Raw genomic sequence first — 24,190 nt, 5'->3', positions numbered from 1 at the left:
GCATTGCCGGCCCGCTATGCAGCCCGGGCCGGCCCGCTATGCCGCGCCGTAGCCGCCGCCGCCCGGCGTCTCCATCACGAAGACATCGCCCGCGCCCATCTCGGCGGCATCGTTGCCCCGCAGCGCCTCGACCCGCCCGTCGGCGCGTTCCACCGCGTTCCGGCCCGCCGCGCCGGGCGCCCCTCCGGCCACGCCGAAGGCGCGGGTGATCCGGTGCGAGGACAGGGCCGTCGCCGTCATCGGCTCGAGGAAGCGCAGCCGCCGCACGATGCCGTCGCCGCCGCGATGTCGCCCGGCACCGCCCGAGCCGTGGCGGATGCGGAATTCCTCGACCCGGACCGGGAAGCGGGTTTCCAGCACCTCGGGATCGGTCATGCGGGTGTTGGTCATGTGGCTGTGCACGGCGCTCGCCCCGTCGAAGCCCGGACCGGCGCCGGTGCCGCCGCAGATCGTCTCGTAATTCTGATAGACGTCGTTGCCGTAGACGAAATTGTTCATCGTGCCCTGGCTGCCGGCGATGACGCCCAGCGCGCCGTAGAGGGTATCGGCAATCGCCTGGCTGACCTCGGTATTGCCCGAGATCACCGCCGCCGGATAGGCCGGGTTGATCATGCTGCCCTCGGGCACCCGGATGTCGATGGGCTTCAGGCAGCCCTCGTTCATCGGGATATCGGCCCTCACCAGCGTGCGGAAGACATAGAGCACCACCGCCCGGCAGATCGCCAGCGGCGCGTTGTAGTTCAGCGCGTCCTGCGGCGCCGAGCCGGCGAAATCCACCACCGCGCGCCGCGCCGCGTGATCGACCCGGATCGCCACCTTCAGCTCTGCCCCGCTGTCGAGCGGATAGGTGAACGCCCCGTCCGAGAGCACGTCGATCACCCGCCGCACGCTTTCCTCGGCATTGTCCTGAACATGGCGCATGTAGGCCTGCACCACCTCCTGCCCGAACTGGCCGATGATGCGGTGAAGCTCTGCCGCGCCGGTCGCGTTGGCGGCAACCTGGGCCGCAAGGTCGGCCATGTTCTGGTCGATGTTGCGGCAGGGAAAGGGGCCCGAGGCAAGCAGGGCACGGGTTTCCGCCTCGCGCAGGCGGCCCTCCGCGATCAGGCGGAAATTGTCGATCAGCACACCCTCCTCGTCGATATGGCGGCTGTCGGGCGGGGCCGAGCCCGGGGTCTTGCCGCCGATATCGGCATGGTGGCCCCGCGAGGCCACGGTGAAGAGGATCTCCTCCCCCGCCGCATCGAAGACGGGGGAAATGACCGTGACGTCCGGCAGGTGGGTGCCGCCGTCGAAGGGGTTGTTCATCATGAAGACGTCGCCGGGGCGGATCCTGCCCGCGTTCTTGCGCAGGATCGCGCGGACGCTTTCCGACATCGAGCCCAGATGCACCGGCACATGCGGCGCGTTGGCGACAAGGTCTCCGGCCGCGTCGAAGATCGCGCAGGAGAAATCCAGCCGTTCCTTGATATTCACCGAATAGGCCGTGTTGGCGAGCGTCGCCCCCATCTGCTCGGCGATCGACATGAAGAGATTGTTGAAGACCTCCAGCATGATCGGATCCGCCTTGGTCCCCAGCGCCTCCTGCCGGGCCATCGGCACGACCCGCCTGAGCACGAGATTGCCGCCGGGCCGCGCCTCGGCCCGCCAGCCCGCCTCGACCACGTTGGTGCCGGTCGGTTCGGTGATGATGGCCGGCCCGTCCACCGTCGCCCCGGCGGCAAGGCCGGCGCGGTCGACCAGCGGCACATCCTGCCAGGCGCCGCCGGTGTGCATCCGGGCAACGCCCTGCGCGGCAGCGGAAGGCGCGGCATCGGGCAGTGTCACCGCGGCTCCGGTGGCGCCCACGGCCTCTGCCGTCAGCAGATCGAGGACGAGGTCGTCGCCGGCGGGCGAGAAGCCGAAGCGCTGACGGTGGGCCTCGACGAAGGCCTCCGCCATGTCGGCGGCCGGGCCGAAGGGCACCGGCAGCGTCTGGTGGCCGCCGGAGGTGCGGACATGGGCGGTGCGCAGGATCCTCACCGCCTCGGCCGCGATGCCCTGTCCGGTGACCTCGGCGCAGGCCTCGGCCGCGATCCGCTCCAGCGCGGCCGCCGCTTCCGGCGCGTCGAGCGGGCCCGAGAACTGGTGCTCGCGGATCGCCCGGACATCGGCCAGCCCCATGCCGAAGGCCGACAGGACGCCCGCGAAGGGATGCACGAAGATCGTCGTCATCCCCAGCACATCGGCGACCTGGCAGGCATGCTGACCACCCGCGCCGCCGAAGCAGTTCATCGCGTATTCGGTGACGTCGTAGCCGCGCTGGACCGAGATCTTCTTGATCGCGTTGGCCATGTTCTCGACCGCGATGCGCAGGAAGCCCTCGGCCAGGGCCTCGACGCTCATCTCGGCGTCGCCGGTCTCTGCCGCGATGTCCCGCGCCATCCGGGCGAAGAGCGCCCGCGGCGCCCCGACATCCAGCCGCTCGTCGCCGTTCGGGCCGAAGACGGCGGGGAAATGGTCGGGCTGGATCTTGCCCAGCACGACGTTGCAATCGGTCACGGTCAGCGGGCCGCCGCGGCGATAGCTGGCGGGACCGGGATTGGCGCCCGCGCTTTCGGGGCCGACCTGCAGCCGCCCGTCGCGGAACGTCAGGATCGAGCCGCCCCCCGCCGCCACGGTGTGGATGTTCATCATCGGCGCGCGCACCCGGACGCCCGCGGTTTCCGTCTCGAAGCTGCGCTCATAGCTCCCGGCGTAATGGCAGACATCGGTCGAGGTGCCGCCCATGTCGAAGCCGATCAGGCGGTCGAAGCCCGCCGCCTCGGCCGTGCGCACCATGCCGACGACGCCGCCTGCGGGGCCCGACAGGATCGCGTCCTTGCCCTGGAAAAGCGCCGCATCCGTCAGCCCGCCGTTCGACTGCATGAACATCAGCCGCTCGCAGCCGTTCTCATCCGCGCGCAATGCCTCCGACACCTGCGCCACGTAGCGCCGCAGGATCGGCGACAGATAGGCGTCGACCACCGTCGTGTCGCCCCGCGCCACGAGCTTGATGAGCGGGCTCGCCTGATGGCTGAGCGACACTTGCGTGAAGCCCGCCGCCCGCGCCAGCGCGCCGATGCGCTGCTCATGCTCCGGGTAGCGGTAGCCGTGGATCAGCGCCACCGCGACCGCGCGGAAGCCCTTGGCATGGGCCTCGGCAAGCGCCCGGGCCACCGCCGTTTCGTCGAGCGGCGCCACCTCGGTCCCGTCCTGGGCGAGGCGGGCGGAAACCTCGATCACCTCCACGGCCAGCGTCTCGGGCAGACGGATGTCGAGATCGAAGAGCGCCGGCCTGCTCTGGTAGCCGATGCGCGGCAGATCCCCGAGCCCCCGGTTGGTGACGAAGAGCGTTCGCTCGCCCTTGCGTTCCAGAAGGGCGTTGGTGGCCACCGTGGTGCCCATCTTCACCGCGCCGATCATGCCCCGGGGGATCGGCGCATCCGCCGCCAGGCCGAGGAGATCGCGAATCCCCTGCACGGCGGCGTCAGCGTAGCGTTCGGGGTTCTCCGACAGCAGCTTGTGGGTCAAGAGCCCGCCATCCGGGCGCCGCGCGACGATGTCGGTGAAGGTCCCGCCCCGGTCCAGCCAGAACTGCCATTTGCCCTTGCCCGCATCCTCTGCCATCGTTCCCGCCTCGTGAGTGTTGCCGTGATCCCGTGCGCGCGGCCCAGCCCGAGCCGCGCCGCATCGTGCCTCAGGACGCTAGTAAAACGTTGACAAATTGTCAATGAGACGACATCGTATAGTCATAGTGCAAACCAACAGGGAGAAAATCATGGGCTTTTGGAAAAACCTGGGCGGCGCCCTCGCCGTCTCGCTTGCCTGTGCCGCGCAGGGGCAGGCCGACACCTGGCAGATGCCGACCCCCTATCCGGACGCGACCTTCCACACCAAGAACGACCGCGATTTCGCGGCCGACGTGGCCAAGGCGACCGATGGCAAGCTGACGATCAAGATCCACTCGGCCGGATCGCTCTTCAAGCATCCCGAGATCCCGCGCGCGGTGCGTTCGGGGCAGGTCCAGATCGGCGAGTTCTTCCTGTCGATCATGAACAACGACAACCCCGCCTTCGGCGCGGATTCGCTGCCGTTCCTGGCCACCTCCTACGATCAGGCCGAAAAGCTGTGGCAGGCGCAGAAGCCGATCGTCGAGAAACTGCTCGAGAAGCAGGGGATGATGGTGCTCTACGCCGTGCCGTGGCCGCCGCAGGGGCTCTACACCAAGAAGCCGGTCCACTCGGTCAAGGATCTCGCGGGGCTCAAGTTCCGCTCCTACAACGCGACCCTCGAAAGCTTCGCCAAGCTCGCCGGCGCCGCGCCGACGCAGGTCGAGGTGCCGGACATCCCGCAAGCGTTTTCCACCGGCCGGGTCGAGGCGATGATCACCTCGCCCTCGACCGGCGTGAACTCGAAGGCGTGGGACTACCTGAGCTACTACACCGACATCCAGGCATGGCTGCCCAAGAACATCGTGGTCGCCAACAAGCGCGCCTTCGACCACCTGTCGAAGGAGGAGCAGAAGGCCGTTCTCGACGCCGCCGCCAAGGCCCAGGCCCGCGGCTGGGAGATGTCGAAGAAGGAGACGGTCGAGCAGACCAAGGCGCTCGCCGCCCATGGCATCCATGTCGAGCAACCGACCCCCGAGCTGGAGCAGGGGCTGAAGGAGATCGGCGTCAAGATGCTGGCGCAGTGGAAGGAAAAGGCCGGCCCCGAGGGCAAGGCGCTTCTCGAAGCCTACCAGAAGTAAGCGACCGGGCGGCTCCGAAGGGGCCGCCCCTTTCCCATCCCAAACCGGGGAGATCGAGATGCGCAAGCTCCTGGACGCGCTCTACCGGCTGAGCGGCGGGCTGGCCGCCTTCTTCATCGTGGCGATCGTCGCGGTCGTGCTGGCGCAGGTCTGCCTGAACGCCGCCGACAAGGTCATGGCGGCGCTCGGCTTCGGCGCGCTGGGCCTGACGATCCCGTCCTATGCCGAATTCACCGGCTACTTCCTTGCCGCCTCGACCTTCCTGGCGCTGGCCTACACCCTGCGCGGCGGCGGTCATATCCGTGTGACGCTGGCGATCCAGTTCATGCCGCGCGCCCTGCGCCGGGCGGTCGAGGCGCTGGTGCTGGCGGCCGCGGCCGGAATGACCGGTTTCGCCGCCTGGCACATGATCCTCTACGTCCACGACAGCTGGTCCTACGGCGACATGTCCCCGGGCATGGTGCCGGTGCCGATCTGGATCCCGCAGACGCCGCTGGCGCTCGGGCTGACGATCCTGGCCATTGCCCTCGTGGATGACCTCCTCCAGCTCCTCGCGGGCCGCGCGCCCAGCTTCGAGGGCAAGGACGAAAGCCTGCTGAGCGAGTAAAACGCATGTCGATCCTGACCATCTCGGCGATCCTGCTCGCCATCCTGTTCCTGATGCTGGGCCTCGGGCTCTGGGTCGCCTTCTCGCTGATGGGCGTCGGCATCGCGGCGATGACCATGGGCACCTCCTCGCCCCTCGGCACGGTCATGGCGACCACGATCTGGGGCAACTCGAATTCCTGGGCGCTGGCGGCGCTGCCGCTGTTCATCTGGATGGGCGAGATCCTGTTCCGCTCGCGCCTGTCGGAGGACATGTTCACGGGCCTCGCCCCTTGGATGGAGCGGCTGCCGGGCCGACTGCTGCATGTCAACATCTTCGGCTCGGGCATCTTCGCCGCCGTCTCCGGCTCTTCCGCGGCGACGGCCGCGACCATCGGCAAGCTGTCGATCCCGGAGCTCAAGCGCCGCGGCTACCCCGAGCGGATGATGATCGGCACCCTGGCGGGCTCGGCCACGCTGGGCCTCCTGATCCCGCCCTCGATCATCCTCATCGTCTACGGCGCGGCGACCGAGCAATCCATCGCCCGCCTCTTCATCGCCGGCATCCTGCCGGGGCTGCTGCTGGTCGCGCTCTTCGTCGGCTACGTCGTGATCTGGGGCCTGCTCAACAAGGACAAGCTGCCGACCGAGACGGGAGAAGGGCTGTCCTTCGCGGAGAAGCTGCGCCGCTCGCGCCGGCTGATCCCGATCGTGCTGCTGATCGCGGGGGTCATCGGCTCGATCTACGCGGGCATCGCCTCCCCCACCGACGCGGCCGCCGTCGGCGTGGCGCTGGCGCTTCTGCTGTCCTGGCTTTCGGGCTCGCTCGACCGGCAAAGCTTCACCGAGGGGCTGATGAGCGCGACGATGACCTCGTGCATGATCGCCTTCATCCTGGCCGGCGCGGCCTTCCTGACCGTCGCCATGGGCTTCACCGGCATCCCCTCGCTGCTGGCGGAATGGATCGGCGGGCTGAACCTGTCGCCCTATGCGCTGCTGGCCGCGCTGACCGTCTTCTTCATCGTCATGGGATGCTTCCTTGACGGGATCTCGGTCGTGGTGCTGACCACCTCCGTCATCATGCCGATGGTCGAGAAGGCCGGGATCGACACGATGTGGTTCGGCATCTTCGTGGTGATCGTGGTGGAGATGAGCCAGATCACGCCGCCGGTGGGCTTCAACCTGTTCGTGCTGCAGGCGCTGACCGGGCGGAACATCCTGACGGTCGCCCGGGCCGCGCTGCCCTTCTTCCTGCTGATGCTTGTGGCGCTGGCGCTGGTCGTCGTCTTCCCCGGCATCGCGACCTACCTGCCGAACCACATGTGACCGCAGGAACGGAAGAATGCGGGCGGTAACGACCGCATTTCACAAGCGAAACGCGCGCGTTTCTTGCACATCAGGCGCATGGACGGCTATAGTGGAGGCCCCCTGCAAGGAGCCCGCCATGCCCTCGACCCCGAAGACGCCCGACACCGCCATCGTCTCCTCCGCCCATCTCGCCGAGGGCGGCCCCGGCTGGCAGATGAGCGAGCTGGAATACGCGCTGACGATGGCCAACAACGCCTTCTCGCGCTGGATGATCCATTGCATGGCGGCGCTGGGGCACAAGGACTTCAATCCGCTCGACATCCTGATCCTGCACAACGTCAATCACCGCACCAAGGAAAAGCGGCTGATCGACATCGCCTTCATGCTCAACATCGACGACACGCATACGGTGAACTACGCGCTGAAGAAGCTGGTGAAGGCCGGGCTCGTCGAGGGGCGCAAGATGGGCAAGGAGATGTTCTACCAGACCACCGCGGAGGGGGCCGATCTTTGCGAACGCTACGGCAAGCTGCGGCGCGCCTGCCTTCTTGAGGCGGCCAGGGCGGGCGGGCGCGACTTCGACGAACTCAGCCATGTCGCCGCGGTGCTGCGCAGCCTCTCCGGCCTCTACGACCAGGCGTCACGCGCGGCGGCATCGCTCTGAGGCGGGGCGGCGGCATGGTCAGCCGGCGCGCCCCGAAAGCTCGGTGCCGGCAGACGCCGGCGCCGTTCCGGGACCGGGCAGGAAATCGCCCTTGGCGAGTTCCACCTGCTCGACGACGAAGCGGATGACGGCCTGCACCCGCGCCGCGTCCCGGGAATCCTCGTGGGCCACCAACCAGAACGTCCGCCGGATCTCGACGCTGTCGGGCAGGACCGGAACCAGCGCCGGGACATGCTGCGCCATGAAATCGGGCAGGATGCAGATGCCGGTGCCGGCCGCGGCCGCCCGCATCTGCGCGAACAGGTTGGTGCTGGAGAACTGCGGCTGCAGATCGGCCATCAGGCCGGAAAGGTAATCGAGTTCGGGCGTGTAGATCAGGTCGGGGATGTAGCCGATCTGCAAGTGCTGCCTCAGGTCCTCCTTGCTCCGCACCGGCGGCTGCGCCGCGAGATAGTCGCGCGACGCATACAGGTGCAGGCTGTATTCGGTCAGCAGCCGCGAGAACAGCCGGCCCCGTTCCGGCCGCGACAGGACGATCGCGATATCGGCCTCGCGCTTGGACAGGCTGAAGATCCGCGGCGTCGCGACGAGTTGCAGAGCAAGCTCGGGATGCTGCTCGGCCAGTTGCCCCAGCCGCGGCGCCAGGAAGAAGGCGCCGAAGCCGTCCGGCGCCCCGATGCGGACGGCGCCGCTGAGCGAGAAACGCTCGCCGGCGATGTCGTTCTGGATCTGCGCCGCGGTGCTTTCGATCGCCTCGGCATGGCGCAGCAGCGCCTCGCCCTGCTCGCTCAGCGCATAGCCGCGGGGCGAGCGGGTGAACAGGGCGGCGCCGAGCTGCTCCTCGAGCGCCTTTACCCGGCGGCTGACCGTGGCGTGATCGGTGCGCATCCGCTGGGCGGCCGCCGTCAGGCGGCCGGTGCGGGCCACCGAGAGAAAATAGCGCAGGTCGTTCCAGTCGAAAGCCATCGGACATGAGCATATCCGCACAACCGTTGGGCAATCAATAGCATAGACATGCGGAAGTAATCGCATAGCTTCGGCAGCGTGGGAGAGCTGGGGAGGAACTGCCGCGATGTCAAGTCATCCGTGCCGCGTTTTCATGTCGCGGCGGAAGGCCGGACAGTGAGCCTTCTCGCATGCATCGGACAGGACGCCCCGGGCCCGGCAAGGGCGAGGACGCTCGGCCGGGCGGGACAGGGAGAGCCCGTCTTCGACGCGGCGTGGCAGCCCGGCTTGCGGCAGCATCGGGCCGTCTCCGCCGGGGGGGGGCGGCGCGGGCCGGAGCGTTTCGGCCGCCATCAAATGCTCGCGAGATCGCTCCGAAGCGTCGGCAGGACCGGTGACTCGCGGGGCCCGATTTAACAGGATCGCACCCGACAGCCCCCAGCCGCGACGGGGGCCTGCGGGAGACACGAGCCGTGGAGACGGCGTTAGCAAGGGAGGAACTGAAATGAAGTTCATCGGAACTCTGGGAATGACGGCGGCGGCGCTCGCGCTGTCTTCCGGTGTCGCCTGGTCGGGCGGCGTTTCGGACGGGGTCGTCAAGATCGGCGTGCTGGGCGACATGTCCGGCGTCTATTCGACCGGCTTCAGCGGCGACGGCGCCGTCGCTGCGGTGAAGATGGCGGTGCGCGACTTCGGCGGCACGGTGCTTGGCAAGCCGATCGAGGTGATCTCGGCCGACCACCAGAACAAGGCCGATGTCGCCTCGTCGACCGCGCGCAAGTGGATCGACGAGGATCACGTCGACATGATCACCGACCTGACCAACTCGGCGGTGGCGCTGGCGGTGCAGAAGCTCGCCTCCGAGAAGAAGGTCATCACCATGGCCACCGGCGCCGCGACCACCGCGCTGACCGGCAAGGACTGCACGAAATACGGCATCCACTACGGCTACGACACCCACGCCCTGCCGGTCGGCACCGCCACCGCGATCGTCAAGAACGGCGGCAAGAGCTGGTATTTCATCACCGCCGACTATGCCTTCGGCCATTCGCTGCAGGACAACACCGCCTCGGTGGTCAAGTCGCTCGGCGGCAAGGTGGTCGGCTCTTCCGACGTGCCGCTGGCGACGACCGACTTCTCGTCCTACCTGCTGCAGGCGCAATCCTCGGGGGCGCAGGTGATCGGGCTCGCCAATGCCGGCCAGGACACCGTCAACGCGGTCAAGCAGGCGCATGAGTTCGGCATCGTCGAGGGCGGCCAGCAGCTTGCCGGGATGCTGGTGCTGATCTCCGACGTCAAGAGCCTCGGCACCGATATCGCCAAGGGGCTGCAATTCACCTCGGCCTGGTACTGGAACCACGACGACGCCTCGCGCAAGTGGAAGGCGGAATACGAGAAGTTCTCGAACGGCGCGGCGCCGACCTTCCCGCACGCGGCCGACTATTCGCTGACCATGGCCTATCTGAAGGCGATCAAGGCGGCCGGCACCGACGATCCCGACGCCGTGCGCGCCGAACTCGGCAAGATGAAGATCGACGACTTCTTCGCCCACGGCGGGACGATCCGCAAGGACGGCCTTCTGGTCCACGACATGTACCTGCTGAAGGTGCAGTCGCCCAAGGACGGGCCCTGGGACGTGGCCGAGGTGGTGCGCGAGATCCCGGGCAAGGACGCCTTTTTCTCCCTTGCCGACGGCGGCTGCCCGCTGGTCAAGTAACACCGCGGAGGCGGCGGGACCCTCCGCCGCCTCCCCCCTCTCGAGGGGCGGGTCTTCCGCCCCTGCCCCCTTTGGATGCCGGCATGAGCGACTACATTCTCGAAACCCATGATCTGCAGGTCGACTTCGGCGGCTTTCTCGCCGTCCGCGGCGTCGACCTGAAGATCGCGCGCGGCACGATCCACGCGATCATCGGGCCGAACGGCGCCGGCAAGACCACGGTCTTCAACCTGCTGACAAAGTTCCACGCCCCGACCGCCGGCCGGATCGTCTACAACGGCACCGACATCACCCATTGGAAGCCCGCCGAGATCGCCAATCACGGCATCGTCCGCTCGTTCCAGATCTCCGCCGTCTTCCCGCATCTCACCGCGCTCGAGAACGTGCGCCTGGCGCTGCAGCGGCGGCTGGGCGTCAGCTATCACTTCTGGCGTTCGCGCAAGGTGCTGCAGTCGCTCGACCGGGAGGCGATGGAGCGTCTCGGCCAGGTCGGACTGCAGGGCTTCGCCCAGCGCCGCGCGGTCGAGATGCCCTATGGTCGCAAGCGGGCGCTCGAGATCGCGACGACGCTGGCGCTCGAACCCGAACTGATGCTGCTCGACGAGCCGACCCAGGGCATGGGGACCGAGGATGTCGGCGCGGTCACCGATCTGATAAAGAAGGTCTCGGCCGGCCGCACCATCGTCATGGTCGAGCACAACCTGGGCGTGGTGGCGAAGCTCGCCGACGCCATCACCGTGCTCAACCGCGGCGAGGTGCTCGCCGAAGGCCCCTACGAGACGGTATCGAAGGACCCGGCGGTGATGGAGGCCTATATGGGCGTCAGCGCAGAGGAGGCCAGCGCATGACCCGGACGACGACCGCCTCCTCCCCCGCCTCCTCCCCCGCCTCCTCCCCGGCCGCCACCGCGGCCGCGCCGCCGCTGCTGCGGATCCGCGACCTGCACGCCTGGTATGGCGAATCCCACATCCTGCACGGCCTCGACCTTGAGCTGAACGAGGGCGAGCTGATCACCCTGCTCGGCCGCAACGGCGCCGGACGGACGACGACGCTGCGCGCCATCATGGGCATGGTCGACCGCCGCACCGGCTCGATCGAGATCGGCGGCGAGGAGTTCATCTCCAAGCCGGCGCACCGGATCGCGCCGCTCGGCCGCATCGGCTATTGCCCCGAGGAGCGCGGCATCTTCGCCAGCCTGACGGTGGGCGAGAACCTGATGCTGCCGCCGGCGGTCGGCGAAGGCGGCATGAGCCTCGACGAGATCTTCGCCATGTTTCCCAACCTGCGCGAGGTGCAGGGGCGGATGGGCACCCGGCTGTCGGGCGGCGAGCAGCAGATGCTGGCGATGGCGCGCATCCTGCGCACCGGCGCCCGGCTGCTGCTGCTCGACGAGATCACCGAGGGGCTGGCGCCGGTCATCGTCAAGGCGCTGGGCTCCGCGATCCGCCGGCTCAAGGACAAGGGCTACACGATCGTGCTGGTCGAGCAGAACTTCCGCTTCGCGGCGCCGCTGGCCGATCGCCACTACGTCATCGAGCATGGCAAGGTGATCGACCGGATCGAGGGCGCGGAGGTCGAGGCCAGCATGGACCGGCTCAACCATTACCTCAGCGTGTGAGGCGGCGGATGGCGGCAGGAAACCGAAACGGCAGGCCAGGAGAACGGGGCGCAACATGGATCCGATGATCAGGCTGATACTCGCGCAGGGCATGCTCGGGCTCAACAACGGCGTGTTCTACGCCATGCTGAGCCTCGGGCTGGCGATCATCTTCGGCCTGCTGAACGTGGTCAATTTCGCCCATGGCGCGCTCTACATGACCGGCGCCTTCACGGCGCTGATCCTCTATTCCTATTTCGGTGTCTGGATCGGGATGGAATGGCTGCATATCGGTTTCTGGCCGGCGCTGGTGCTGGTGCCGCTGATCGTCGGCTGCTTCGGCATGCTGATGGAACGCTTCATGCTGCGCTGGCTCTACGGGCTCGACCCGATCTACAGCCTGCTGCTGACCTTCGGCGTGACGCTGGTGCTGCAGGGCCTGTTCATCAACTTCTTCAACGCCTCCGGCACGCCCTATCCGGGCCAGCCGGCCGCGCTGCGCGGGGTGGTGAACCTCGGCTTCATGATGTTCCCGAAATACCGGCTGTTCGTGATCCTGTTCTCGATCGCGGTCTGCCTGGCGGTCTGGTACGTGATCGAGCGCACCCGCATCGGCGCGCTGCTCCGGGCCGGGACCGAGAATCCGGAACTGGTGAAGGCCTTCGGCATCAACGTGCCGCTGATGGTGACGCTGACCTTCGGCTTCGGCTCGGGGCTCGCCGGCCTCGCCGGGGTGCTCGCCGCGCCGATTTACTCGGTCAGCCCGCTGATGGGGGCGGACCTGATCATCATCATCTTCGCGGTGGTGGTGATCGGCGGCATGGGCTCGATAATGGGAGCGGTGGTGACCGGCTTCGCGCTCGGGCTGATCGAGGGGATCACCAAGGTCTTCTACGCGCCGGCGGCAAACACGGTGATTTTCTTCCTGATGGTGGTCGTGCTGCTGGTGCGGCCGGCCGGACTCTTCGGGCGCACGCGATAGGACGGGGGCAAGAGCAGTGACGGTTTCCGAAATCGGCGAATTCGACGACCACATCTCGGCCAGGAGCCTGGCCCGCACCCGCGTCACCCAGACCGTGCTCTGGCTGCTGCTGCTGGGCTTCGTGCTGGCGGCGCCGGCGGTGCTCTACCCGGTCTTCGTGATGCAGCTCCTGTGCTTCGCGCTCTTCGCCTGCGCCTTCAACCTGCTGATCGGCTTCACCGGGCTCTTGTCCTTCGGCCATGCCGCCTTCTTCGGCGGCGCCGCCTATGTCGCCGGCCACGCCCTGACCGTCTGGGGCTTCCCGCCGCTGCTCGGCATCCTGACCGGCACCGCCTTCGCCGCGGTGCTGGGCTACGTGGTCGGCGCGCTGGCGATCCGCCGGCAGGGGATCTATTTCGCGATGATCACCCTGGCGCTGGCCCAGATCGTCTATTTCTTCGCCCTGCAACTGCCCTTCACCGGCGGCGAGAACGGGCTGCAGGGCATCCCGCGCGGCCATCTTCTCGGCTTCATCGACCTCAACCGGCCGCTGGCGATGTATTACTTCGTCGCCGCGATCTTCATGGCCGGCTTCCTGTTCATCTACCGCATCATCCACTCGCCCTTCGGCCAGGTGCTGCAAGCGGTGCGCGAGAACGAGCCGCGGGCGCTGTCTCTGGGCTACAATGTCGACCGCTACAAGCTGATCGCCTTCGTGCTGTCGGCCGCGCTCTCGGGCCTCGCCGGCTCGACCAAGTGCATCGTCTTCCAGTTCGCCTCGCTGACCGACGCCCATTGGCAGATGTCGGGCGAGGTCATCCTGATGACCCTGCTCGGCGGGCTCGGGACGATCTTCGGGCCGGTCGTCGGCGCCTTCATCGTGGTCGCGCTGCAGCAGGTGCTGAGCTCGATCGGCTCCTGGGTCCAGGTGGTGATCGGCGCCACCTTCATCGCCTGCGTGCTGCTGTTCCGGCGCGGCGTCATCGGCGAGATAGAGAAACTGCTCAAGATCTCGTCGATATGAGCGGCGGCCGGGGCACGCGTCTCATGTCGTGCCGTTCCCCCGCTGACGCCACGGAAGCCCGCGGAGGACGTTGTCCGGCTCAAGGCCGATGTTAGAGTTGCTGACAGACAAGCGCCCGGGCCGCCCCATGGCCAAAGGGCGTTCCCCCCGGACATGGAAGGAGGAGCCATGACGACCGGACATCCCGAGGCCGCCGGGCTTGGCGCCCGCGCCCGCCGCAACACGATTTCCGACGCGGTGCGCCGGGCCGCGCTGCGCCATGGCGAGCGCCCGGCGCTGACCTTCGCCGACCGCAGCTGGAGCTTCGCCGGGCTCGACCGCGCCGTGAACCGGGTCGCCACCGCGCTGGCCGCGGCGGGGCTGGAGCCGGGCGACCGCATCGGCGCCTACGGCCGCAACTCGGACGCCTATCTGCTGCTCTGGCTGGCGGCGACGCGGATCGGCCTGATCCACGTGCCGATCAACTACGCGCTGACCGACCACGAACTGCATTACATCGTCGACCAGTCCGGCGCCCGGGCGCTGATCTTCGATCTGCCGCTTGGGGACAAGGTGCACGAGGCGCTCGGCACCGACCACGGTTTCGTCATGACCGGCACCTTCCATGGCGGCGACGGCTTCGATGTCCTCGCCATCGCGCTCGGCGGCGCGGACGGCCCGCCGATCGACAGCACCACCGACGATACCGACGTCGCCCAGTTGCTCTATACCTCGGGCACCACCGCCGCGCCCAAGGGCGCGATGATGACCCATCGTGGCCTGACCGCGGAATACATGAGCTGCATCCACGAGCTCGGCTTCGGCCCCGACGACCGGGCGCTGGCCGCGCTGCCGCTCTACCATTCGGCGCAGATGCATGTCTTCGTCATGCCGCAGCTGCTGGTCGGTGCCAGCACGGTGCTGATCGAGGCGCCCCAGCCCGAGCTCTGCCTCAAGCTGATCGAGGAGCACCGCATCACCTCGTTCTTCGCGCCGCCGACGGTGTGGATCAGCCTGCTGCGCTCGCCCGATTTCGACAAGCGCGATCTGTCGTCGCTGAAACAGGTGTTCTACGGCGCCTCGATCATGCCGGTGCCGGTGCTGCAGGAGCTGCGCGCGCGGCTGCCCGGCATCCAGCCCTTCAACTGCTATGGCCAGAGCGAGATCGCCCCGCTCGCCACCGTGCTGCGGCCCGAGGAGCACGACGCGCGCCCGGCCTCGGCCGGCCGGCCGGTGCTCAATGTCGAGACCCGGGTGGTGGACGAGGCGATGAACGACGTCGCCCCGGGCGCGCATGGCGAGATCGTCCACCGCTCGCCGCATCTGATGCTGGGCTACTGGGGCAAGCCCGAGGAGACCGCCGAGGCCTTCGCCGGCGGCTGGTTCCACTCCGGCGATGTCGGCGTCGTCGACGAAGAGGGCTACCTGACCATCGTCGACCGGGTGAAGGACATCATCGTCACCGGCGGCACCAATGTCGCCAGCCGCGAGGTCGAGGAGGCGCTGTTCAGCCATCCCGCGGTTTCGGAGGTGGCGGTCATCGCCCTGCCGCACGAGAAATGGATCGAGGCGGTCACCGCCGTCGTCGTGCTGCGCGACGGCAATGCGGTGGTGGAAGAGGAACTGCTGCTCCACGCCCGGGAAACGCTGGCGCCGTTCAAGATCCCCAAGCGGGTGATCTTCCGCGAGGATCTGCCGCGCAACACCGCCGGCAAGATCCTCAAGCGCGAGCTGCGCAAGGAATATTCAGACGCCCCCTGACCGCCCGGGGCGTCTGCCCCGCGCCTGCGGGCGAAGCCCCGATCGGCGGCATGAATTGCCTGCGGGGCTTCCGCAGGGTCAAGGGGAGCGGCCGCGCGCCGCGCCCTCCCGGACCCTCCCGGGCCGGCACGGGCCGGCACGGGCCGCTCCAGCTCAGGAACGCCCGGAACCGGCCCAGCGCGATCAGGAACAGCGCGGCGCCGATCACCGCCATGGCCAGCAGTTGCGGCCAGACGATGGCGAGGCCGGCACCGCGGAACAGCACCGCCTCGGAGAAGGCGGCGAAATGGATGTCGGGCGCCAGCAGCATCAGGTCGCGGATGAAGCGGGGCATGCTCTCGCGCGGGGTCAGGGTGCCCGACAGCACCTGCAGCGGCAGCAGCACCATCACCAGGAGCAGCCCGAATTGCGGCATCGACCCGGCCAGCGTCGCCAGCATGATCCCCAGCGAAGTGACGGCGAAGAGCTCGAGCGCGGTGCCGAACAGGTAGAGCGGCAGCGCCCCCGCGACCGGCACCTGCAGCACGCCCTCGACGACGAAGACCAGCGAGGCGGCGGTCGCCACCACCACCAGCCCCATCGACCCGACCTTGGACAGCATGATCTCGAGCGACGAGACCGGGTCGACCAGGCCGGAGAGCTGCACCGCCGGCACCATCGCCGGCAGCGCGGTGGCGACGATGACGCTCATCCCCGGACGGGTGGCGCGCAGCCGCGCGACCAGCTCCCAGAACTGGCGCCGCGACAGCGGGTCGACGCCGGTGGTCGGCTCGTCGAGGATCAGCAGATCCGGGTCGTGGATCAGGGCGCAGCACAGCCCCGGCTTCTGCTTCATCCCGCCCGACAGCTTGCCAGCCGGCCGGCCGGCGAAGGGGGCGAGCCCGGTGGCGGTGAGCAGCGCGTCGATGCGGCGGCGGCGCTCCGCGTCGTCCTGGCCGAAGAGACGGCCGAAGAAATAGACATTCTCGCGCAACGAGAGCGAGGCATAGAGGTTGCGGCCCAGCCCCTGCGGCATATAGGCGATGCGCGGCCCGATCCGGCCGCGATGGCCGGCATCCGCCATGTCGCCGCCCAGCACCTCGACACGGCTGTCCCGTATCCGCCGCGCGCCGCGCTCGCGGCCTTGGCGCTCAGCGCCCGGGCGCGGGCGGCATCCAGCGTCGCCTGCGAGGCGGTGCTGTTCTCGGCCAGCTTGGCCGTGCGCTCGTATTGCTTCCGGGCGACGTCGTTGGCGGCCTGGGCCTCCTCGGCCGCCGCCGCCGCCGCGCGCTGCTCGGCCTCGGCCTGCCGGACCCGGTTCTTCGCCGTGTCGACCGCCAGCACCGCCCGCTTGCGCTCGGCCCGGGCCTGGACCAGCGCGACGCCGACCTGGCGGCTGTCGAGCTCGGCCAGCGGCTGGCCGGCATGGACGACCTCGCGTTCCTTGACCAGGAACCTGCCGATCCGCCCGGCCGCCTTGGCCGCGACGACGATGACCGCCGCCAGGCCGACCAGTCCCCATTTGCTGCTCGGCCGGGCCATTGCGACATTCCTTCAAATTGACAAGAGGTTCGGAAAATCGGTGTATTCTGCCGTCAACAGCTGTTGATTGCCCCGTTCGCGGCGCGCATTGCAAGACACAAGATGACGGACATGACCAGCCAACCTGCCAGCACCTCCCGCCTGCCCTCGCGTCAGCGCATCCTGGCGGCGGCCTGCGAGGCTTTCGCGCAGAACAGCTATGAGACGGTGGGGCTGCGCGAGATCGCGGCCCGGGCCGGTGTCGACGTCGCCCAGGCCCATCGCAGCTTCGGCTCGAAGCTCGAGCTGTTCAACGAGGCGTTCCGCAGCGCGATCCGCGCCGACATGGAGGTTCTGCGCGACTGCGACGACCTCGCCGCGACGATGGCCGAGATGCTTCTGGCCCGGCGCGCGGCCGTGCCGGGCAAGCTCGGGGCCGGGCTCAGCATCCTGCTCCACTCGGTCGCCAGCCCCGAGGCGATGGCGGCGCTGCGGCAGGTCGCCAATACCGAATTCCTCGATCCGCTGCGGGGGCGGCGCGATTCCGGCGGGCGCGAGGGCGTCGTGCTGGCGGCGGCGTTCCTGGCCGGGCTGGGGATCGCCTTCCAGGTGCTCGAGTTCGACGCCCTGGACGGTGCCGACCGCGAGACCTTCAAGCGGCGCGTGGTCTCGATCCTGCGGACCATCACGGCGGGCGACACGGCCTGAGCAGGACCGTTCGCGGCCTCGCGGGTCTCCCCGCGAGGCGCTGGTGGCAAGGCCCGTCGCGCGGTCAGGCGGCGACTTCCGGGACCGGGCCGACATAGCGCGACTTGGGGCGGATCAGGCGACCGGCCAGTTCCTGCTCCATCACATGCGCCGTCCAGCCCGCCATCCGGCCCGCGGCGAAGACATTGGTGAAGCTGGCGCGCGGGAAGCCCACCGCCTCCAGTACCAGCGCGGTGAAGAATTCGACATTGGTCTGCAGCGGCCGCAGCGGCTTCTTCTCGGCCAGCTGGGCCAGCGCCTCGGCCTCGACCGCCTCGGCGAAGCGGATGCGCCCCGCCCCGTCGCGCAGCCGGGCGACGGCGCCCTTGAGCACGTCGGCCCGCGGGTCGCGCACCCGGTAGATGCGGTGGCCGAACCCCATCAGCCGCTCGCCCCGCGCCAGCGCCGCCGCGAGCCAGGGGCGGATGTTGTCCTCGGTCCCGATCGCGTCGAGCATGTCGAGGACCGGCCCCGGGGCGCCACCATGCAGCGGGCCTTTCAGGGCGCAGAGCGCGCCGATCACCGACGAGAACATCCCCGCCCGGGTCGAGGCGATCACCCGCGCGGCGAAGGTCGAGGCGTTGAGCCCGTGATCGGCGACGGTGACGAGGTAGCTGTCGAGTGCCTGCACCTGCTCGGGCGCGGCCGGCACGCCGTGCAGCATGCGCAGGAAATCCGCCGCCTGGCCCAGCGACGGGTCGGGCGCGACCGCGGCCTCGCCCGCGCGACGGCGGGCAATCGCGGCGGCGAAGACCGGCACGGCGGCGGTGGCAAGCAGGTGGTGGGGCGTTTCCGCACCGTCGGCGAGCGCCGACAGCAGAAGCCGCAGCGCCTCGACCTGCGACAGCCCGTCCGTCGCCGGCAGCAGCGGCTGCATCAGCGCGAAGGCCTGCGCCCGCGCCGGGCCGAGGGCGGCGCGGATCGCCTCGGCCTCCATCGCCTCGGGGGCGAGCCCCGCCCAGAGCAGGGCGAGAACGGATTCGAAGCGCCAGTCGGCCAGGCTGTCGAGCGCGTGCCCGCGGATGATGAGCTCTCCGGCGGCGCCGTCGACATGGCTGAGAACGGTTTCCGCGGCAATGACATCGTCGAGGCCGGGCGTGCTGTGCGCGGGGGAAATGGCTTGGTCGGTCATGGCAATCCTCGTGCAATCCTCGTGGTTGACAGCGCGGAGGATGGCGTTTCAAGATATATCGTCAATCTTGATTCAATCAATCAATGTAAATCCATGACCGACAGTTCCCCGTTCCTCGACGCCGAGGCCGCCGCCGAAACCCTCGGCGTCAGCCGCGCCACGCTTTACGCCTATGTCAGCCGGGGACTGGTCCGCACGGCCCCTGCCCCGGACGATCCCCGGCGGCGGCTCTACAGCGCCGGGGACATCGCCACGCTGGCCAGGCGCAAGACCGTCGGGCGCCGCCCGCGCGAGGTCGCCGCGGCGACGCTCGACTGGGGGCTGCCGGTGCTGTCCTCGGCGATCACGCTGATCGAGGGCGGGCGGCTCTACTACCGCGGCCACGATGCGGCGCAATGGGCCGAACACGCGACGCTGGAAGAGACGGCGCGGCTGCTCTGGGACTGTGGCGAGGCCGATCCGTTCGCGGCGGGGAAGGACATGGCCGAGGCCGGGACCGCCTGGGACGAGGCGCTGCTTGCCCGGGCCGCGGAACTGCCGCTGAGCGAACGCTGCCAGATGCTGCTGCCGCTGGTCGCCGCGGGGCGGGCGATTGCCTGGCAGCGCGAGAGCCGCTGGCTCTGGCCCGGCGCGGCGGAGTTTTTGCGCGCGATGACCGGGGCGGCCACGGCGAGCCCGCCGCAGGCCATGCCGACCCACGAGAGGCTGGCGCAGGTCTGGGGCGTGGACCGGCAGGGCGCCGAACTCCTGCGCCGGGCGCTGGTGCTGGCGGCGGATCACGAACTCAACGCCTCGGCCTTCGCGGTCCGGGTGGTGGCCTCGACCGGCGCCTCGCTCGGGGCCTGCCTGAGCGCCGGGCTCTCGGCCCTGGGCGGGCCGCTGCATGGCGGCACGACCAGCCTCGTCGAGGCGCTGATGGACGAGATCTCCGCCCCGGCCGACGTGGCGGGCCTGATCGAGACCCGGTTCCGGCGCGGCGACGGCGTGCCCGGCTTCGGCCATCGCCTCTATCCCGACGGCGATCCCCGGGCGCGGGCCCTGCTCGGCCTGCTGCCGCCGGAGCCCGGGCGCGAGACGCTGGTCGCGACCATGGCCGAAAGCGCCGGACGCCATCCCAATCTCGACTTCGCACTGGTCGCGATCCGGCGCGCGCTGGCCCTGCCGCGGGGCGCGGCGCTGGCGCTGTTCGCGATCGGCCGGACGGCGGGATGGATCGCCCACGCGCTGGAGCAGCGCGACGAGGACGGGCTGATCCGTCCGCGGGCACGCTATGTCGGCGTGTCCCCCCCTCCGCGAGACGGCAGCTAGGCCCGGGGGAGGCAGAGACAAACCGCGCCCTGCCCTGGCCCGGAAGGACTGTTGGGGGGGCTGGAAAGGATCGCCGCGCCGGCAGCTCCGGGAGGCGGCCATCGTCGCGCGCGATCCCGGCGGCGGCGATCTCGTCGAGGATGACGCGGGTGCGGGACGGCAGGGGCCGGCCCAACCCCGGCCGCGGCGAGGCGATGCGCGAGCCGGTTCGGGAGCGCCGGCTTGCGAGCGGCACGGACATGCAAGGCATGGTTTGGGCGTCGCCGGACAGGACCAGGAAGACCGCGGCCACGCCAAGGGCGGCGAAGCCTGCAAGGCGTTGCAGCCCAGCGCGGCGGACAGTCCCGCCTGCCGCGACCAGTTCAGCGGCGAAGGCTCACCCCCGGGCGGCCTCTCCGGCAAGACCGCCCATCTCGCGCGGCGACGCCCCGGCAGGGGACGGGTTCGACTTGGCGACTTCCTGCTCGCCCTCGACAAGAAGGTAGTCCAGAAACGCCTGCGCCGCATTCGACAGCCGCTTGCCCCGGCGATGGGCGGCATACCAGCGCCGGCGCAGCGGGAAGCCCTCGACATCCAGCACCGCGAGCTCGCCCGCCGCCAGTTCCAGCCGCAGCGAGTGCAGCGAGAGATAGGCGATCCCGAGTCCCGAGATCACCCCCTGCTTGATCGCCTCGCTGTCGTCGAACTCCATATGGGTCTCAAGGCTCACCCGGACCGAGCGGCAGAGCTTTTCCACCGCCTGGCGGGTGCCCGATCCCGGCTCGCGGCGGATCACGTTCTCCTCGGCGATCCGGGCCAGCGGAATCGCCTTGCGCCCCGCCAGCGGATGGTCCGGCCGGGCGACGAAGACGATCACGTTTTCCAGGAAAGGCTCGGCGACCACCGCGTCCTCCTGCGGCGGGAGGCCCATTATGTAGAGGTCGTCGCGGTTCTCGGCCAGCCGCGCCAGCACGGTCTCGCGGTTGGTGATCGTCAGCCGCGGCGCCACCTCGGGAAAGCGCCGCTTGAAGCGGCCAAGGAGTTGCGGCAGGAAATATTTCGCCGTCGAGACGACGGCCACCGACAGCGGCCCCGCCACCGCGCCATGCAGGTCTTCGAGCGCGGTCTCCATCTCGGCCAGCCGGTCGAGAATGTCGCGGCCGGCCTGCGCCACCTCCTGCCCCGCACGGGTCAGGTGCAGCGTCTTGCCGACCTGCTCGGTCAGCGACATGCCGATCTTTTCCTCGAGCGCCTTGACCTGCATCGAGACCGAGGGCTGCGTGAGGTGAACCTCCTCGGCCGCCCGGGTAACGCTTCCATGCCGCGCCACCGCCTCGAACAGCCGCATCTGCTGCACGGTCGGCAGGATGAGCTTTGCCATAAATAAACCCCTATAGCTTTGATAAAAACAATTTAGTTTTCTCTATTTCACCGGTCAATTACGACTCTCTCAACGCATGCCGATGAGGGAGGAGCCACTCAGATGCCGAAAGACCACAGCAGGACTTACACCGCCGGGGTGAAGGAATATCGCGAAACCTACTGGATGCCCGAATACACCCCCCGGGCCACCGACTTCCTGGCCTGTTTCAAGGTCATCCCGCAGGAGGGCGTCCCGCGCGAGGAGGCCGCCGCGGCCGTCGCCGCCGAAAGCTCGACCGGCACCTGGACGACGGTCTGGACCGACCTGCTGACCGATCTGGAATATTACAAGGGCCGCGCCTACGCGATCGAGGACGTGCCCGGCAATGACGAGGCCTTCTACGCCTTCATCGCCTACCCGATCGACCTGTTCGAGGAAGGCTCGGTGGTCAACGTGCTGACCTCTCTGGTCGGCAACGTCTTCGGCTTCAAGGCGGTGCGGGCGTTGCGGCTGGAGGACGTGCGCATCCCGCTCGCCTATGTGATGACCTGCGGCGGCCCGCCGAACGGCATCCAGGTCGAGCGCGACGTGATGAACAAGTACGGCCGCCCGCTGCTGGGCTGCACGATCAAGCCCAAGCTGGGGCTGAGCGCCAAGAACTACGGCCGGGCCTGTTACGAGGGCCTGCGTGGCGGGCTCGACTTCACCAAGGACGACGAGAACGTCAACTCGCAGCCCTTCATGCGCTGGCGCCAGCGGTTCGACTTCGTGATGGAGGCGATCCAGAAGGCCGAGGCCGAGACCGGCGAGCGCAAGGGCCATTACCTCAACGTCACCGCGCCGACGCCCGAGGAGATGTACAAGCGCGCAGAATACGCCAAGGAGCTGGGCGCGCCGATCATCATGCACGACTACCTGACCGGCGGCTTCACCGCTAATACCGGCCTCGCCAACTGGTGCCGCGACAACGGCATGCTGCTGCATATCCACCGCGCCATGCACACGGTGATCGACCGCAACCCCAATCACGGCATCCATTTCCGGGTGCTGACCAAGATGCTGCGGCTGTCGGGCGGCGACCACCTGCATACCGGCACCGTGGTCGGCAAGCTCGAGGGCGACCGCGCCTCGACGCTGGGCTGGATCGACCTGCTGCGCGAGCGCCACGTCAAGGAGGACCGCTCGCGCGGGATCTTCTTCGACCAGGACTGGGGCGCGATGCCCGGCGCCTTCGCCGTCGCCTCGGGCGGCATCCATGTCTGGCACATGCCGGCGCTGGTGACGATCTTCGGCGACAACGCGGTGCTGCAATTCGGCGGCGGCACGCTCGGCCATCCCTGGGGCAACGCCGCCGGCGCCGCCGCCAACCGGGTGGCGCTGGAAGCCTGCGTCGAGGCCCGCAACCAGGGCCGGGTGCTCGAAAAGGAAGGCAAGGACATCCTGACCAAGGCCGCCAGGTCGAGCCCCGAGCTCGCCACCGCGATGGAGACCTGGAAGGAGATCAAGTTCGAGTTCGACACCGTCGACAAGCTCGACGTGCAACACCGCTGATCCCTTCTTCCCCGCCCCCGGGGCGCACCCGGGGGCCCGCCAACCCGAATTTGGAAAGGACCCGCACAATGAGCGAGATGCAGGACTACAAATCGTCGCTGGGCGACGTCGCCAGCCGCAAGTTCGAGACTTTCTCCTACCTGCCGGCGATGGATGCCGACCAGATCCGCAAGCAGGTGGAATACATCGTCTCGAAAGGCTGGAACCCGGCGGTCGAACATACCGAGCCGGAGAACGCGATGAGCCATTACTGGTACATGTGGAAGCTGCCGATGTTCGGCGAGACCGATGTCGACCGCATCCTGTCCGAGGCCGAAGCCTGCCACAAGGCGCATCCGGCCAATCACGTCCGGCTGGTCGGCTACGACAACTACGCCCAGTCGAAAGGCGCCGAGATGGTGATCCACCGCGGCAAGCCGGTCTGAACGCGAGCGCCCGGCCCGCCCGCGCGGGCCGGCTGCGGACACCGGGGAGGAAAACATGGTCAAGCACGATATCCAGCAATTCGAGGTCAAGACCGAGCCCCATTACCGGGTCGTCGGCTCGGAAGTGGCGCTCTACGAGGCCGCCTATGCCCGGCGCGTGCCGGTGATGCTGAAAGGCCCGACGGGCTGCGGCAAGTCCCGCTTCGTCGAATACATGGCGTGGAAGCTGGGCCGGCCGCTGATCACCGTCGCCTGCAACGAGGACATGACCGCCTCGGACCTCGTCGGCCGGTTCCTGCTCGACCGCGACGGCACCCGCTGGCAGGACGGGCCGCTGGCCACCGCCGCCCGGATCGGCGCGATCTGCTATCTCGATGAGGTGGTCGAGGCGCGTCAGGATACCACCGTTGTCATCCACCCGCTGACCGATCACCGCCGCATGCTGCCGCTGGACAAGAAGGGCGAGGTGATCGAGGCCCATCCCGACTTCCAGCTTGTGATCTCCTACAACCCCGGCTACCAATCGCTGATGAAGGACCTCAAGCAGTCGACCAAGCAACGCTTCGCGGCGCTCGATTTCGACTATCCCGAAGCGAAGCTGGAGGCCGAGATCCTGGCCCACGAGACCGGGGTCGCAACCGAGACCGCCAACAAGCTGGTCCAGGTCGCCCACCGCACCCGCAACCTCAAGGGTCACGGGCTCGACGAGGGAATCTCGACCCGCCTGCTGGTCTATGCCGGCCACATGATCGCCCAGGGCGTCGCCCCCGAGGCCGCCTGCCAGATGACGCTGGTCACGCCGCTCACCGACGATCCCGACATGCGCCAGACGCTGCAGGCGGCGGTGGAGACCTTTTTCGTCTGCTAGCGACG

20 protein-coding genes and 2 pseudogenes are annotated in these 24,190 nt (G+C 68.8%); 16 read left to right on the top strand and 6 right to left on the bottom strand.

The window, feature by feature from the left end; genetic code table 11:
- Window positions 1-36: 36 nt before the first annotated feature.
- A complete protein-coding gene (locus ACFOES_RS03205) occupies window positions 37-3,648 on the bottom strand; it encodes a hydantoinase B/oxoprolinase family protein (RefSeq protein WP_377831728.1) in 3,612 nt (1,203 codons plus the stop codon).
- A 151-nt stretch (window positions 3,649-3,799) separates the two neighbouring features.
- Between ACFOES_RS03205 and ACFOES_RS03200 the strand changes: the two genes are divergently transcribed.
- The 4 genes from ACFOES_RS03200 to ACFOES_RS03185 all read left to right on the top strand — a co-directional run bounded on the left by ACFOES_RS03200 (window position 3,800) and on the right by ACFOES_RS03185 (window position 7,328).
- Window positions 3,800-4,771 (top strand): TRAP transporter substrate-binding protein, encoded by a 972-nt coding sequence (locus tag ACFOES_RS03200; protein WP_377831727.1) that lies wholly within the window; start codon window positions 3,800-3,802, stop codon window positions 4,769-4,771.
- A gap of 58 nt (window positions 4,772-4,829) precedes the next feature.
- The gene (locus tag ACFOES_RS03195; protein ID WP_377831726.1) at window positions 4,830-5,378 is read left to right on the top strand and encodes a TRAP transporter small permease; all 549 of its coding nucleotides are present in this window, start codon (window positions 4,830-4,832) and stop codon (window positions 5,376-5,378) included.
- Between the two features lie 5 nt (window positions 5,379-5,383).
- Window positions 5,384-6,682 carry a TRAP transporter large permease gene (locus ACFOES_RS03190; RefSeq protein WP_377831725.1) on the top strand — a complete coding sequence of 433 codons (1,299 nt, stop codon included), beginning with the start codon at window positions 5,384-5,386 and terminating at the stop codon, window positions 6,680-6,682.
- Window positions 6,683-6,800: 118 nt separating this feature from the next.
- Entirely contained in the window at window positions 6,801-7,328 is a 528-nt protein-coding gene (locus ACFOES_RS03185) for a winged helix DNA-binding protein (protein ID WP_377831724.1), read from the top strand.
- Window positions 7,329-7,346: 18 nt separating this feature from the next.
- Here ACFOES_RS03185 and ACFOES_RS03180 read toward each other — a convergent pair whose 3' ends face one another.
- A complete protein-coding gene (locus ACFOES_RS03180) occupies window positions 7,347-8,294 on the bottom strand; it encodes a LysR family transcriptional regulator (RefSeq protein ID WP_377831723.1) in 948 nt (315 codons plus the stop codon).
- 484 nt (window positions 8,295-8,778) lie between these two features.
- On the opposite strand from ACFOES_RS03180, the gene ACFOES_RS03175 reads away from it, so the two are divergent.
- From ACFOES_RS03175 to ACFOES_RS03150, 6 genes are all read left to right on the top strand, one after another.
- A complete protein-coding gene (locus ACFOES_RS03175) occupies window positions 8,779-9,990 on the top strand; it encodes an ABC transporter substrate-binding protein (protein WP_377831722.1) in 1,212 nt (403 codons plus the stop codon).
- Window positions 9,991-10,073: 83 nt separating this feature from the next.
- Window positions 10,074-10,838 carry an ABC transporter ATP-binding protein gene (locus ACFOES_RS03170; protein WP_377831721.1) on the top strand — a complete coding sequence of 255 codons (765 nt, stop codon included), beginning with the start codon at window positions 10,074-10,076 and terminating at the stop codon, window positions 10,836-10,838.
- Window positions 10,835-11,608, top strand: a complete 774-nt coding sequence (locus tag ACFOES_RS03165) for an ABC transporter ATP-binding protein (protein WP_377831719.1) — start codon at window positions 10,835-10,837, stop codon at window positions 11,606-11,608. Before ACFOES_RS03170 ends, ACFOES_RS03165 begins: the two co-directional genes overlap by 4 nt.
- A 64-nt stretch (window positions 11,609-11,672) precedes the next feature.
- Window positions 11,673-12,569: a branched-chain amino acid ABC transporter permease gene (locus ACFOES_RS03160; RefSeq protein WP_377831717.1), complete on the top strand. Its 897-nt coding sequence runs from the start codon at window positions 11,673-11,675 to the stop codon at window positions 12,567-12,569.
- Between the two features lie 67 nt (window positions 12,570-12,636).
- The gene (locus ACFOES_RS03155) at window positions 12,637-13,572 is read left to right on the top strand and encodes a branched-chain amino acid ABC transporter permease (protein ID WP_377832994.1); all 936 of its coding nucleotides are present in this window, start codon (window positions 12,637-12,639) and stop codon (window positions 13,570-13,572) included.
- 168 nt (window positions 13,573-13,740) lie between these two features.
- The gene (locus ACFOES_RS03150) at window positions 13,741-15,312 is read left to right on the top strand and encodes an acyl-CoA synthetase (RefSeq protein ID WP_377831716.1); all 1,572 of its coding nucleotides are present in this window, start codon (window positions 13,741-13,743) and stop codon (window positions 15,310-15,312) included.
- On the opposite strand, the pseudogene ACFOES_RS03145 reads toward ACFOES_RS03150, so the two are convergent.
- Together ACFOES_RS03145 and ACFOES_RS03140 are read right to left on the bottom strand one after the other, a co-directional pair.
- Window positions 15,272-15,931, bottom strand: a pseudogene (locus ACFOES_RS03145) (ABC transporter permease); the annotation flags it as partial. The gene ACFOES_RS03150 and the pseudogene ACFOES_RS03145 sit on opposite strands and share 41 nt — an antisense overlap.
- A gap of 48 nt (window positions 15,932-15,979) precedes the next feature.
- Window positions 15,980-16,423, bottom strand: a pseudogene (locus tag ACFOES_RS03140) (ATP-binding cassette domain-containing protein); the annotation flags it as partial.
- On the opposite strand from ACFOES_RS03140, the gene ACFOES_RS03135 reads away from it, so the two are divergent.
- Window positions 16,358-16,900 (top strand): hypothetical protein, encoded by a 543-nt coding sequence (locus ACFOES_RS03135; RefSeq protein WP_377833026.1) that lies wholly within the window; start codon window positions 16,358-16,360, stop codon window positions 16,898-16,900. The pseudogene ACFOES_RS03140 and the gene ACFOES_RS03135 overlap by 66 nt on opposite strands.
- Window positions 16,901-16,944: 44 nt before the next feature.
- Complete coding sequence (locus ACFOES_RS03130; RefSeq protein WP_377831715.1) at window positions 16,945-17,520, top strand: TetR/AcrR family transcriptional regulator; 576 nt, start codon at window positions 16,945-16,947, stop codon at window positions 17,518-17,520.
- 64 nt (window positions 17,521-17,584) lie between these two features.
- On the opposite strand, the gene ACFOES_RS03125 is transcribed toward ACFOES_RS03130, so the two are convergent.
- A complete protein-coding gene (locus tag ACFOES_RS03125) occupies window positions 17,585-18,691 on the bottom strand; it encodes a citrate synthase (RefSeq protein ID WP_377831713.1) in 1,107 nt (368 codons plus the stop codon).
- 93 nt (window positions 18,692-18,784) lie between these two features.
- On the opposite strand from ACFOES_RS03125, the gene ACFOES_RS03120 reads away from it, so the two are divergent.
- The gene (locus tag ACFOES_RS03120) at window positions 18,785-19,999 is read left to right on the top strand and encodes a citrate/2-methylcitrate synthase (protein ID WP_377831711.1); all 1,215 of its coding nucleotides are present in this window, start codon (window positions 18,785-18,787) and stop codon (window positions 19,997-19,999) included.
- A 376-nt stretch (window positions 20,000-20,375) separates the two neighbouring features.
- On the opposite strand, the gene ACFOES_RS03115 is transcribed toward ACFOES_RS03120, so the two are convergent.
- Window positions 20,376-21,359, bottom strand: a complete 984-nt coding sequence (locus ACFOES_RS03115; RefSeq protein ID WP_377831710.1) for a LysR family transcriptional regulator — start codon at window positions 21,357-21,359, stop codon at window positions 20,376-20,378.
- Window positions 21,360-21,461: 102 nt separating this feature from the next.
- On the opposite strand from ACFOES_RS03115, the gene ACFOES_RS03110 reads away from it, so the two are divergent.
- The 3 genes from ACFOES_RS03110 (at window position 21,462) to ACFOES_RS03100 (ending at window position 24,185) form a co-directional block, all read left to right on the top strand.
- Entirely contained in the window at window positions 21,462-22,892 is a 1,431-nt protein-coding gene (locus tag ACFOES_RS03110) for a form I ribulose bisphosphate carboxylase large subunit (protein ID WP_377831709.1), read from the top strand.
- Between the two features lie 68 nt (window positions 22,893-22,960).
- Window positions 22,961-23,317 (top strand): ribulose bisphosphate carboxylase small subunit, encoded by a 357-nt coding sequence (locus ACFOES_RS03105; RefSeq protein WP_377831708.1) that lies wholly within the window; start codon window positions 22,961-22,963, stop codon window positions 23,315-23,317.
- 55 nt (window positions 23,318-23,372) lie between these two features.
- Complete coding sequence (locus ACFOES_RS03100) at window positions 23,373-24,185, top strand: CbbQ/NirQ/NorQ/GpvN family protein (protein ID WP_377831707.1); 813 nt, start codon at window positions 23,373-23,375, stop codon at window positions 24,183-24,185.
- Window positions 24,186-24,190: the final 5 nt, after the last annotated feature.

The sequence above is a fragment of the Acidimangrovimonas pyrenivorans genome (assembly GCF_042643245.1).
In the GTDB taxonomy this organism is placed as follows: Bacteria; Pseudomonadota; Alphaproteobacteria; order Rhodobacterales; family Rhodobacteraceae; genus Acidimangrovimonas; species Acidimangrovimonas pyrenivorans.
The sequence above is the reverse complement of the archived record's forward strand: the minus strand, read 5'-3'. Positions and strand labels throughout refer to the sequence as shown.